Here is a 12648-nt window from a genome sequence, read left to right as displayed (position 1 = left end):
CAATGTGCCACACCGCCCTTGTAGAGCCAGAACAGAGGGGCGCCACTATAAGGTCCTTTTGCCGGGCCGGGGGTATACAGCTATGATGATTGTCAACTAGACAATGAGTTCATCATGCAAACCAGAACCAAAGAAACCATTTGAGGCTGTCCCGGCGCGGCACGGCAAGCAAGCCCGTGCCTGCAGCCGCGCGCGCAGCGAAATGCGCTATAAGAGCATGCCTCCTCTAGGGTATAATCCAAGGTTTGATTACACCACTAGAAGACCAAGATCATGGAAGCCGAACGCATCAACGCCCTCTCCGCCCTGCTCGCCGATCTGACGACCCGCGAAGCCGAACTTCGGAGGTATCTTTGACTTCACTGTCAAGTCGGAGAAACTCGAGCAAGTAAACGAAGAACTGGAAGACCCCACCGTCTGGAATGACCCGAAACGCGCCCAGGACCTGGGCCGCGAAAAAAAGGCGCTGGAAGCCATCGTCCAGACCCTGACCAAGGCCGACACGGACCTGAAGGACATGTCCGACCTGTTCGCCATGGCCAAGGAAGAAGGCGACGACGACACGCTGGAAGCGATCATCGCCGACACCGAAGAGATCAAGGCCGTCATCGAAGGCATGGAATTCCGCCGGATGTTCAACAATCCGATGGACCCGAACAACTGCTTCATCGACATCCAGGCCGGCGCCGGCGGCACCGAAGCCCAGGACTGGGCCTCCATGCTGCTGCGCCAGTACCTGCGCTATTGCGAGCGCAAGGGCTTCAAGGTCGAGGTGATGGAACAGTCCGACGGCGAGGTGGCCGGCATCAAGACCGCCACGCTGAAGGTCGAGGGCGACCACGCCTACGGCTATCTGCGCACGGAAACCGGCGTGCACCGCCTGGTGCGCAAGTCCCCGTTCGACTCGGCCAACGGCCGCCATACCTCGTTCACCTCGCTGTTCGTGTACCCGGAAGTGGATGATTCGATCGACATCGAGATCAACCCGGCCGACCTGCGCATCGATACCTACCGCGCATCCGGCGCCGGCGGCCAGCACATCAACAAGACCGACTCCGCAGTGCGCCTGACGCACGCCCCGTCCGGCATCGTGGTGCAGTGCCAGAACGACCGTTCGCAGCACCGCAACAAGGCCGAGGCGATGGACATGCTGAAGGCCAAGCTGTACGAGCTGGAACTGCGCAAGCGCATGAGCGAGCAGCAGAAGCTGGAAGATTCCAAGACCGACGTGGGCTGGGGCCACCAGATCCGCTCCTACGTGCTGGACCAGTCGCGCATCAAGGATTTGCGCACCGGCTTCGAAACCGGCAACACCAAGGGCGTGCTGGACGGCGACCTGGACGAGTTCATCTCGGCATCGCTCAAGCAAGGCGTTTAAATGGCTTCGAATTCGGCTAACCCTCAGCGCGCCTTCATCTTCGACATGGACGGCACCATCGTCGACAACATGGCCTTCCACACCAAGTCGTGGCTGGCCTTCTTCGAGCGGCGCGGCCATGCGCTGGACGCGGACGAGTTCTTCCGCGCCACGGCGGGCCGCCAGGGCCATGAAATCATGCGCACCTACCTGGGCGAGCACATCACCAAGGAAAGCAGCGCGGAGCTGGACGCCGAGAAGGAAGCGCTGTACCGCGAGCTGTACGGCCCGCACCTGGCTACCGTGCCCGGTTTCGACCAGCTGGTCGCCACCGCAAAGGCGGACGGCGTGGCGCTGGCCGTGGCCACGGCGGCGCCGAATGACAACATCGTCTTCACGCTGGACGGCCTGGATCTGCGCAAGCATTTCAACGCGGTGGTCGGCGCGGCCGACGTGGCGCGCGGCAAGCCGAATCCGGACGTGTTCCTGCTGGCGGCCGAGCGCTGCGGCGTGGCGCCCGGGCACTGCATCGTGTTCGAGGACGCGCCGCTGGGCGTGGAAGCGGCGCGCCGCGCCGGCATGCGCGCGGTGGTGCTGACCACCACCCTGCCGGCCGAGGCCTTTGCCGAATTCGACAACGTGATCTGCGTGGCGCGCGACTTCAGCGAGCTGAACATCGCCGAGCTGTTCGATACCGAAAACCGCGCCGAAATTAATTAATCTACCAAATACAATCATGACTACGGATAACCAAGAACAAGCAGCAGCGCCGCAAGACGAGAACAAGATCATCGCCGAGCGCCGCGCCAAGCTGGCCGCCATCCGCGAACAGGGCGTGGCTTTCCCGAACGACTTCAAGCCGCAGCACAAAGCCGCCGACCTGCACATCCAGTACGGCGAAAAGAGCCGCGAAGAGCTGGAAGCGGCCCCGGTGCAAGTGGTGCTGGCCGGCCGCATGATGCTGAAACGCGAAGCCGGCAAGAAAGCCGCTTTCGCCACGCTGCAGGATGCCTCCGGCGCCAAGGCCGACGGCCGCATCCAGATCTACGCCACGCTGGACCTGACCGGCGAGGCCGCCATGGCCGCGCTGCACCACTACGACCTGGGCGACATCCTGGGCGTGACCGGCACCCTGTTCAAGACCAAGACCGACGAGCTGACCATCAAGGTCACCGAGCTGCGCCTGATCACCAAGTCGCTGCGCCCGCTGCCGGACAAGTTCCACGGCCTGGCCGACCAGGAAACCAAGTACCGCCAGCGCTACGTCGACCTGATCATGAGCGAAGAGACGCGCCGCACCTTCAAGGCCCGTACCGCCGCCATGTCGTCGATCCGCCGCTTCATGGAAAAGAACGAGTTCATGGAAGTGGAAACGCCGATGCTGCACACCATTCCAGGTGGCGCCGCGGCCAAGCCATTCATCACCCACCACAACGCGCTGGACATGCAGATGTACCTGCGCATCGCGCCCGAGCTGTACCTGAAGCGCCTGGTGGTGGGCGGTTTCGACCGCGTGTTCGAAATCAACCGCAACTTCCGCAACGAAGGCGTGTCGATCCGCCACAACCCTGAATTCACCATGATGGAGTTCTACGCGGCCTACACCGACTACAAGTGGCTGATGGACTTCACCGAAGCGGTGATCCGCCAGGCCGCCGTCGACGCGCACGGCACCGCCACCCTGACCTACGGCGGCCGCGAGCTGGACCTGGCCAAGCCGTTCCACCGCCTGACCATCGTGGAAGCGATCAACAAGTACGCGCCGGGCTACACCGGCGCGCAGCTGAACGACGCGGAATTCATCAAGGCGGAACTGAAGAAGTTCGGCGTCAAGCCGCATGCGCACTCGGGCCTGGGCGCGCTGCAATTGGCGCTGTTCGAGGAAACCGCCGAGTCGCAGCTGTGGGAACCGACCTACATCATCGACTACCCGGTTGAAGTGTCGCCGCTGGCGCGCGCTTCGGACACGCGCGAAGGCATCACCGAGCGCTTCGAGCTGTTCATGGTGGGCCGCGAGATCGCCAACGGCTTCTCCGAGCTGAACGACGCGGAAGACCAGTCGGCGCGCTTCCTGGCGCAGGTTGCGGCCAAAGAAGCCGGCGACGACGAAGCCATGTTCTACGACGCGGACTACATCCGCGCGCTGGAATACGGCATGCCGCCGGCCGGCGGCTGCGGCATCGGCATCGACCGCCTGATGATGATCATCACCGACTCGCCGAATATCCGCGACGTGCTGCTGTTCCCGCACCTGCGCAAGGAAGACTGATCGAAGACTGATCTTCCGACGCACGCAAGAAGCCGCCCGGCAAGCAAGCCCGGCGGCTTTTTTACGTCCGTTTGCGCCGCCTCAGCAAGCAGCCGGGTTCGCTTGACGCCCAGCGGGGCGCGGCGCAGCATGAGGGAATGAACGGGCCGCCCACCAGGGAAGAGATCGACGCCAAGCTGGACAATGTTCGCATGTCCGCCGAAGTTTTCTTTGCCCGCATGGACGCGCGCTGCGCCCGCATGGAAGCAGAGCTAAGCACGTTCAAGGCGGAAATGGATGTGAGACTTGCGGCGTTCGAAGCAAGACTCGAAGCGAAACTCGACGCAAAGCTCGCCGCCCTGTACAAGGCCATGATCATCACCGCCATCACGTCCACGCTCACCATCATCCTCGGCGTGGGCGCCATCAACGCGACAGTGTTCACCGGCATGCTGGCCGCGCTCGACAAGGGCGAGGAATTGGGCGCCATGTACACCAAACTCGGGCAGCGCATGGTGGAGCAGGATGCGCAATTCAACCAGATGATACTGAAGCAGCGCGAAGACTTTGCGCGCCTGGAAGCCAGGCAGCGCGAGGAGTTTGCCCGCCTGGGCGTCAAGCAGCGCGAAGAACTTGCGCGCATCGACGCCCGCCTGGACGCCCGCCTCGCGGAAGAAAAAGCAGAGCGCGCGCGCCAGCGAAGCCGGCGCTCGCCCGGGCCTTAGGGAGTTGTTACTGCACGATACGGTAGCAAGGCGTGTACGCCTTGCCGGCCAGCTTCATCCGGCTCTGCGCCACGAAGGAGGCCAGCAGCGAGTCCATCGGCCCCATGATGGCCGGGTCGCCGTGGATTTCGAAGTGCCCGTACTTCTCGATCGCCCGGATGCCCTCGTCTTTCACGTTGCCCGCCACCACGCCCGAAAACGCCCGGCGCAGGTTAGCCGCCAGCAAGTGCGTGGCCTGGTTCTTGTGCAGGCTCAGGTTGCGCATGTTTTCATGCATCGGCGCGAACGGCTTCTGGAATTCCTGGTCGATCTTCAGCGCCCAGTTGAAATAGTAAGCGTCGCTGCGCGCCTTGCGGAACTCGCGCACTTCCTTGATGCCGGCCTGCATTTCGCGCGCCACCAGTTCGGGGTCGTCCACGATGATCTTGTAGCGCTTCTGCGCCTCGGGCCCCAGCGTGTCGGCGATGAACTGGTTGATCTGCACGAAGTACTCGCGCGAGGTTTCCGGGCCGGTGAACACCAGCGGGAACGGGATGTCGGCATTCTCCGGGTGCAGCAGGATGCCGAGGATGTACAGGATTTCCTCCGCCGTGCCGGCGCCGCCCGGGAACACCACGATGCCGTGGCCGGCGCGCACGAACGCTTCCAGCCGCTTCTCGATGTCCGGCATGATGACCAGGTCGTTGACGATGGGATTCGGCGACTCGGCCGCGATAATGCCCGGCTCCGAAATGCCCAGGTAGCGCCCCTGGTGCGTGCGCTGCTTGGCGTGGCCGATGGTGGCGCCCTTCATCGGACCCTTCATCGCGCCCGGGCCGCAGCCGGTGCAGATGTCCAGGCCGCGCAGGCCCATCTGGTAGCCCACTTCCTTCGAATAATTGTATTCGGCGCGGTTGATCGAGTGGCCGCCCCAGCACACCACCAGGTTCGGGTTCAGGTGCGGCTTCAGCACGTTGGCGTTGCGCAGGATGTGGAACACCGCGTCGGTGATGCCGTCGGTGCGGCTCAGGTCGAACTTCGGATTGTCCGTCACTTCATTGCTGACGAAAACGATATCGCGCAGCACCGCGAACAGGTGTTCGTGTATGCCCTTGATCATCTTGCCGTCCACGAAAGCGATGGCCGGCGCGCCCTTGATGTCGAGCTTGATGCCGCGCTCGCGCTGCATGATGTTGATGTCAAACGAGGTGTAGCGCTCCAGCAGTTCCTTTCCATCGTCGATAGTGCTACCGCAGTTCAGCACCGCCAGGGCGCAGTTGCGGAAGATGTTGTACAGCCCGCCCTTGCCGGAATCGAGCAATTTTATTACTTCCGCCTTGGAAAGCACTTCCAGCATGCCTTCAGGGGAAATCAGGGTATCGACAACGTCATGTTCCATGATGCCATTCCTTTTCTAGATCCACACAACAAATCTACAACGCAACTCTTGAGCCTGCGACACCAATATACGACAACTCTGCCGCTTTGGGGCCGGAGTTTGATAGGGAACGCCTATCGGCCTGCCAACACGCGTTGCGAGTTTATCCACATTGCTGCGGCGCAGCAAGCTAATTGCTGGACATAAGTGCGCGGTAGATTAAAATGGCGCCCTGTTGGGACTCGGACCACCGGCAACCACGCTACAAGCGCGCTTGCTTAGTCCGGTCCCATATTTTTTTATCTAATCAAAAAATTTTTCAGGAGAAGCCGCATGAGCGGTGCAACTATGCCGAGCCCGGAAGTCAAACTTCCCGAGTTCAAACAGATCCTGGGCCATCCGGCCCCGCTGTGGATGCTATTCATGACCGAGTTCTGGGAACGCTTCGCGTTCTACGGCATTCGCTGGGCCTTGGTCCTCTACATCGTGGCCCAGTTCTTCGGCGGCGACGCGGCCGGCCAGGCCAGCGCCAACCTCACCTACGGCTCCTACCTGGCCCTGGTGTACGCAGCGGCCCTGTTCGGCGGCTACGTGGCCGACCGCGTGCTCGGCTACCAGCGCTCGATCCTGGTGGGCGCCGTGTTCATGGCCGCCGGCCTGTTCGCCATCGCCATCCCGGACGACACCGTCTTCAAGATCGGCCTGGCCACCATCATCGTCGGTAACGGCCTGTTCAAACCGAACATCTCGACCATGGTCGGCAAGCTGTACAGCGTGGCCGATCCGCGCCGCGACTCCGGCTTCACCATCTTCTACATGGGCATCAACACCGGCGCGCTGATCGCCCCGGTGCTGACCCAGGTCCTGGCCGAGCAAGTGTTCGGCGTGGACGGCATGCCTTCCTACAAAGTGGTCTTCATGGCCGCCGGCGTGGGCATGATCATCAGCCTGATCTGGTTCTTCATCGGCCGTTCGCAGCTGAAAGGCATCGGCGCTCCCGATCCTGCCGCCATGGGCATGGGCCGCGTGCTCTACGTGGTGCTGGGCGCCCTGGCCGTGATTCCCGTGGTCTACCTGCTGCTGGCGGTGGGCGCGGCCAAGCTGCAAGTGGTGCTGACCGTGCTGTTCCTGATCCTGGCGGCCATGCTGATGATCGAAGGCTTCCGCAACGGCGCCGTGGCGCGCGACAAAGTCATCGCCATGATGGTGATCTTCACCTTCAACATCATGTTCTGGATGTTCTTCGAGCAGGCAGGCAGCTCCTTCACCTTCCTGGCCGATAACATCGTGCGCCGCGACTTCGGCGGCTGGACCTTCCCTACCGCCTGGTTCCAGACCGTGAACTCGATCGCCATCATCGTCTGTGCGCCCATCATCGCCACCGCATGGGTGCTGCTGGCCAAGAAAAACGCCAACCCGTCCATCCCGCGCAAATTCGGCCTGGGCATCCTGTTCAACGCAGCCGCCTTCGGCCTGCTGTGGTTCTCGCTGTCCTCGCTGGTCGGCGCCGACAGCAAGATCCCGTTCTGGACCCTGTTCATGGTCTACGTGATCCAGTCGGTCGGCGAGCTGTGCCTGTCGCCTATCGGCCTGTCCATGGTCACCAAGCTGGCCCCTACCCGCCTGGTCGGCCTGGGCATGGGCGGCTGGTTCCTGTCCACCGGCATCGGCAACAACCTGTCGGGCATCTTCGCTTCCCACGCCTCCGGCGAAAGCGGCATGTCGGTCACCACCGCGCTGTCGGCCTACACCCAGGGCTTCTGGATCCTGATGGCTGGCGGCGTGCTGCTGTTCCTGATCGCACCGCTGATCCAGAAACTGATGCACGGCGTGAAGTAATTTCACAGTCCCATGTAAAACGGCAGCCGAGGCTGCCGTTTTTTTATGCCTGCAAGGGATGCAAGGCCATCCATTCCGTCAGCCGCGCGCCCGCGCCGGGCGGCACATGCAAGCCGAGCTTGGAGCGCCGCCACAGGATGTCGTCGGCCGTCGCGGCCCATTCGTAGCGGCGCAGGTAATCCACTTCGGCCGCGTACAGCGCCGGCTCCAGCTCCGCGCCCATGTCCTCCAGCTTCACGCGGCCGGCAAGCAAGGTGTGGATGCGCGTGCCGTAGGCCCGCGCGTAGCGCGCCACCAGGGAGCGCGGCAGCCAGCGGTACTGCTGCAGCAGTTTGTCGCGCCACTCGTCGTAGCGCAGCACGGCGCAGTTCTGCGGCGTGTCGCCATACAGGTCGCCGCCCGGCAGGCAGGCTTTCGCCGTCCATCCCGGCTTGCGGTTGCCCAGCGCCTTGCACAGCAGGTCCACCGCTTCCTCGGCCAGCTTGCGGTAGGTGGTGATCTTGCCGCCGAAAATGCTGAGCAGCGGCGCACCGTCCGTATCATCCAGCTCGAGACGGTAGTCGCGCGTGACGGCCTTGGCGTCCTGCGCCTCGTCCTCCACCAGCGGGCGCACGCCCGCATAGGTCCACACCACATCCTCCGGCCGCACCGGCGCCTTGAAATACTGGCTCACCAGCTCGCACAGGTAGGACACTTCTTCCGCATCGATCGCCACCTGGTTCGGGTCGCCCTTGTAATCGAGGTCGGTGGTGCCGATCAGCGTGTAGTCCTGCTCGTAGGGGATGGCGAACACGATGCGGCCGTCGCGGTTCTGGAAGATATAGGCGTAATCGTGCTCGAAGATGCGCTTGACGACAATGTGGCTGCCCTTGATCAGCCGCAGGTGCTGGCTGCGCCGCTGCGGCAGCGCCTGGCCCAGCAGGCCGGCGGTCCACGGCCCGGCCGCATTGACCACTCCGCGCGCGCGCACCACGGTTTCCTTGCCGTCCGCGCCGCGCAGGGTGGCGTACCAGTGCCCCGCCTCGCGCCGCAGCGCCGTGCACGCGGTGCGGGTCTTGACGGCGGCGCCGTGCATGCAGGCGTCCATGGCGTTCAGCACCACCAGGCGCGCGTCGTCCACCCAGCCGTCCGAATACACAAAGCCGTGCTTGAACTCGGGCTTGAGCGGGCGCCCCGCCACATGGCAGCCCAGGCGGATGCCGCTGGAACCGGGCAGCAGCTCGCGCTTGGCCAGGAAGTCGTACAGGAACAGGCCGGCGCGTATCAGCAGCGCGGGGCGCTGGCCGGGCGCGTGCGGCATTACGAAGCGCAGCGGGCGCATGATGTGCGGCGCGGCGCGCAGCAGCACTTCGCGCTCGATCAACGCCTTGCGCACCAGCGAGAATTCATAGTACTCGAGATAGCGCAGGCCGCCGTGTATCAGCTTGGTGGACGCGGAAGAGGTGTGCGACGCCAGGTCGTCCTTCTCGCACAGCACCACGCACAGGCCGCGCCCCGCAGCGTCGCGCGCTATCCCGGCGCCGTTGATACCGCCGCCGATCACCAGCAGGTCGCACTCGATGTCATACCCCACAGCCGTCATTGCCCAGTCATCCGATATGTTGCCGTAGGATAAAGATACGCCATTTATGAAGAATCTGGCAACCCCTGTTACACAGGCTCACCCTGCACAGGCTCACCCGCGCCGCACGAGCAGGCCGTCAGCGCGCGCTGCATTTCCGCCATCTCGTCCACTAGCCAGGCGCGGAAACGCTCGATCTTGGGCAGGCGCTCCTTGTTGATGTTGACCAGGAAGCGGTAGCCCGAGTGGTAGGAAATGGAGCGGCCAGCGATCATGTGCAGGTCGCCCCTGCGCAAGTCCTCGTAGACGATGCTGAACGCGGCCAGCGCCACGCCCTGCCCGGCCACGGCCGCCTGCGCCAGCACGCCCCAGTGGCTGTAGCCGCGCGAAACACTGTAGCCGCCCCGGGGCAGGCCGTTGGCGGCCACGTAGCGGTCCCAGTGCACATTGCTGCCCTCGTCCAGCAGCGGTAGGGTGCGCAGGTCGGCCAGCGTGAATTCGCTGCGCCCCGGCGGCAGGATGTCCGGGCTGTACACCGCCACCAGGCGCTCGTCGAACAGGATGGTGGGGTCGCCCGGCTCGTAGGCGCCGTAGCGGATGGCCACGTCCACGCTGTCGTCCTCCAGGCTCACGTTGCGGTCGTTGGCGTGCAGGCGGATGTCCAGGTCCGGGTGCAGCCGCGTGAAGTGCGTCAGGCGCGGCGCCAGCCATTTCAGCGCGAACGAGTGGGTGCTCGAGATGCGCAGCACGCACTCCTCGCCGCTCTTCTGCAGCGCCGCCGCCTTGGTGCGCAGCTCGCCCAGCACGCGCGCCACGGTGGCGGAAAAGTCGCGCCCCTTCTCCGTCAGCGCCACGTGGCGCGGATGGCGCAGGAACAGCGCGAAGCCCAGTTCCTCTTCCAGGTTCTTGATTTGCTGGCTGACAGCGGCCGGGGTCTTGTGCAGCTCCTCCGCCGCCAGCTTGAAACTGCCCCAGCGGGCGGCCGATTCCAGGTCGATCAGCCCCGACAGGCTGCGCAGCGGTTTGGCCATGCATACTCCATGAGTTAGTTTAACTTGTTCTCAGACAGGCAATTTTCTCGTTTGATCGCCAATCCGCGAGGCGAGACAATGATTCAACACTAACAGGAGATTATCATGCACAAGAATATCTTGGTGATCGGCGGCACGCGCTATTTCGGAAAACTGCTGGTCCAGAAGCTGCTGGACGCCGGCCACCGTGTCACCCTGGCCACGCGCGGCCGCAGCGCGGACAGCTTCGGCAGCCGTGTGCAGCGCATCCGCGTGGACCGCCGCGACCATGCCGCCATGCGCGCCGCCTTCGCCGGCAGCCAGGGCTACGATATCGTGTATGACCAGATGTGCTACACGCCGCTGGACGCGGCCATCGCCGTCGAACTGTTTGCCGGCAAGGTGGCGCGCTACGTGATGGCGTCCACCATCGAGGTGTACCGGCGCCTGCTGGGCCGCCAGGAAGGCGCGTTCGAAGAACTGGACCTGGACCTGCGCACCGTGCGCGTCGACTTGGAATGCCCGTGGAACGACCCGCTGGTGGCGGACGAGAACTACGCCGAGGGCAAGCGCCAGGCCGAAGCGGTGCTGTACCGCAGCGGCAAGCTGCCGGTGGTGACGGTGCGCTTTGGCCACGTGCTGGGCGGCGATGAATTCACCGGCCGCCTGGCCTATTACGTGGCGCTGGCGCAATCGGGCCAGGCCCTGTTGTACGCCAACGCCGGCGCGGCCAGCTCTTTCATCAGCGCGGACGCGGCCAGCGACTTCCTGCTGTGGACCGGCATGCAGGACTTCCTCGGCCCGGTGAACGCGGCCGACAGCGGCGCCCTGTCGGCGCTCGACCTGCACCGCCGCGTGGGCGCGGTACTGGGCGAGAAGGTGCGCGCGCTGCCGCTCACCACGCAGGCGGGATTGAGTCCTTTCGACTATCCCTTCCCTTTCGTGATGGACACCGCGCGCGCCGCCTGCCTGGGCTACCGCTTCGGCGACACCGCCGGCTGGCTGGACCTGGCCATCCACCAGCTGCAGCCGGAGCTGGTGTGCGGCGTACCCGGCAGCCCGGCGGCGCTGGCCGGCGCGGTCAACGTCCGGCTGGCGCCGTCGGCCCGGCCGCAGGATGCCTGCATGGCCTGAATTCAGCGTTTAAAGACCACGCCGTCCTTCATCACGAACTGCACCTGCTGCAGTACGCTGATGTCCTTCAGCGGGTCGCCGCTGACGGCCACGATGTCGGCGGCGTAGCCCGGCTCCACGGAGCCCAGGCGGTTGCCCTGGTTCAGCAGCTCGGCCGCGTTCAGCGTGGCCGAGCGGATCGCTTCCAGCGCCGGCATGCCCGCCTCCACCATGTAAGCGAATTCCTTGGCGTTCTCGCCATGCGGGAACACGCCCGCGTCCGTGCCGAAGGCAATCTTCACGCCGGACTTATAGGCCTTGCCGAACGTGGCCTGGATCAGCGGGCCGATGGCCGCCGCCTTTGGGCGCACCATGGGCGAGAAGAACTCAGGGTCCTTGGCCTTATCGGCCACGTAACGGCCGGCGCTGATGGTGGGCACATAGAAGGCGCCGTGCTTCTTGAACAGCGCGATGGCCTCATCGTCCATATAGCTGCCATGTTCGATCGAGTCCAGCCCTGCGCGCAGCGCGCGCTTGATGCCTTCCACGCCGTGCGCGTGCACCGCCACGCGGTAGCCGTAGTCCTTGGCGGTGGCGGCGATGGCTTTCAGCTCCTCGTCCGTGAATTGCGAATTCTGGCCGCTGGCTGCCTGGCTCAGCACGCCGCCGGTGGCGGTGATCTTGATCAGGTCCGCGCCTTCCTTGTAGCGCGCGCGCACCGCTTCGCGCGCCTGGTCCGGGCCGTTGATCACGCCGTCGTACGGCGTCGGATGGCCGACCGCCTTGCCCAGTTCGCGCGACAGGCCGTTGGTGCCGTCGCCGTGGCCACCGGTAGTGGCGATGGTGGTGCCGGCCGTGTACATGCGCGGGCCAACGATGGCGCCGCTATTGATGGCGCGCTTGAGCGACACGTTCAAGCCGTCGCCCGCGCCCAGGTCGCGCACCGTGGTGAAGCCGGCCTTCAGCGTGCGTTCGGCATAGGCCACCGAGCGGTAGGCGTCGTCCGCCACGTCCTGGCTCAGCTTCATGCGCAGCGTTTCCACTTCCTTGTGCGACTCGCCCGTCAGGTGCACGTGCATGTCGATCAGGCCGGGCAGGCAGGACTTGCCGCTCAAATCGATATCGCCCTTGGCCGCGCCGGTGGGCGCCACCGACTTGACCACGCCGTTGTCGATCACCACGCTGACGCGCTCGCGCCAGACGCCGGCCTTCACGTCCAGCAGCCGGCCGCAATCGACGGTTTGGACGGCGGCGCCGGCAACGGCGCCATTCAACAACAGCAGCAGACCCAGGGCAGACTTGGCGCGCATGAATACATTCCCGTAAAGTTTAGCAAGCGGCAAGAGTAGCATAACTACAATCCAAAGCGGAATGGGCCTGCCGTTCATTGGACTATAATTGCCCGCATCCGCACCAGTTGCGCAACCATGAGTACCTG

The 12648-nt window shown here is 64.4% G+C and carries 10 protein-coding genes; 6 read left to right on the top strand and 4 right to left on the bottom strand.

Annotation, left to right across the window (positions count from 1 at the left end; translation table 11 throughout):
• Positions 1–273: 273 nt before the first annotated feature.
• The 4 genes from prfB (at position 274) to AC56DV_RS29775 (ending at position 4330) form a co-directional block, all read left to right on the top strand.
• Positions 274–1378 (top strand): peptide chain release factor 2 gene (gene prfB / locus AC56DV_RS29790; RefSeq protein ID WP_496317821.1). Its coding sequence is split into 2 segments (ribosomal slippage): positions 274–354 and positions 356–1378, totalling 1104 coding nucleotides; the frame shifts between segments, so codons are not numbered across the junction.
• Complete coding sequence (locus AC56DV_RS29785) at positions 1379–2077, top strand: HAD family hydrolase (protein ID WP_496317820.1); 699 nt, start codon at positions 1379–1381, stop codon at positions 2075–2077.
• Positions 2078–2093: 16 nt separating this feature from the next.
• A complete protein-coding gene (gene lysS, locus AC56DV_RS29780) occupies positions 2094–3626 on the top strand; it encodes a lysine--tRNA ligase (protein ID WP_496317819.1) in 1533 nt (510 codons plus the stop codon).
• Between the two features lie 137 nt (positions 3627–3763).
• A complete protein-coding gene (locus tag AC56DV_RS29775; RefSeq protein ID WP_496317818.1) occupies positions 3764–4330 on the top strand; it encodes a hypothetical protein in 567 nt (188 codons plus the stop codon).
• Between the two features lie 7 nt (positions 4331–4337).
• Here AC56DV_RS29775 and ppnN read toward each other — a convergent pair whose 3' ends face one another.
• On the bottom strand, positions 4338–5708 hold the full coding sequence (ppnN, locus tag AC56DV_RS29770) for a nucleotide 5'-monophosphate nucleosidase PpnN (RefSeq protein ID WP_496317817.1): 1371 nt from the start codon (positions 5706–5708) through the stop codon (positions 4338–4340).
• Between the two features lie 312 nt (positions 5709–6020).
• Between ppnN and AC56DV_RS29765 the strand changes: the two genes are divergently transcribed.
• Complete coding sequence (locus AC56DV_RS29765) at positions 6021–7526, top strand: peptide MFS transporter (RefSeq protein ID WP_496317816.1); 1506 nt, start codon at positions 6021–6023, stop codon at positions 7524–7526.
• Positions 7527–7569: 43 nt separating this feature from the next.
• Here the strand turns inward: AC56DV_RS29765 and glpD are convergent, their stop codons facing one another.
• A complete protein-coding gene (gene glpD, locus AC56DV_RS29760; protein ID WP_496317815.1) occupies positions 7570–9108 on the bottom strand; it encodes a glycerol-3-phosphate dehydrogenase in 1539 nt (512 codons plus the stop codon).
• 68 nt (positions 9109–9176) lie between these two features.
• Positions 9177–10118, bottom strand: coding sequence for a LysR substrate-binding domain-containing protein (locus AC56DV_RS29755; RefSeq protein WP_496317814.1), 942 nt, complete (start codon positions 10116–10118; stop codon positions 9177–9179).
• Positions 10119–10223: 105 nt separating this feature from the next.
• On the opposite strand from AC56DV_RS29755, the gene AC56DV_RS29750 reads away from it, so the two are divergent.
• A complete protein-coding gene (locus tag AC56DV_RS29750; RefSeq protein WP_496317813.1) occupies positions 10224–11231 on the top strand; it encodes an NAD-dependent epimerase/dehydratase family protein in 1008 nt (335 codons plus the stop codon).
• Positions 11232–11233: 2 nt separating this feature from the next.
• On the opposite strand, the gene AC56DV_RS29745 is transcribed toward AC56DV_RS29750, so the two are convergent.
• A complete protein-coding gene (locus AC56DV_RS29745; protein WP_496317812.1) occupies positions 11234–12520 on the bottom strand; it encodes a metal-dependent hydrolase family protein in 1287 nt (428 codons plus the stop codon).
• Positions 12521–12648: the final 128 nt, after the last annotated feature.

Source organism: Massilia sp. BGA-UO-ETr-WB1, assembly GCF_059567845.1.
Note: the sequence above shows the minus strand (reverse complement) of the source record. Positions and strands in the feature narration are given on the sequence as shown.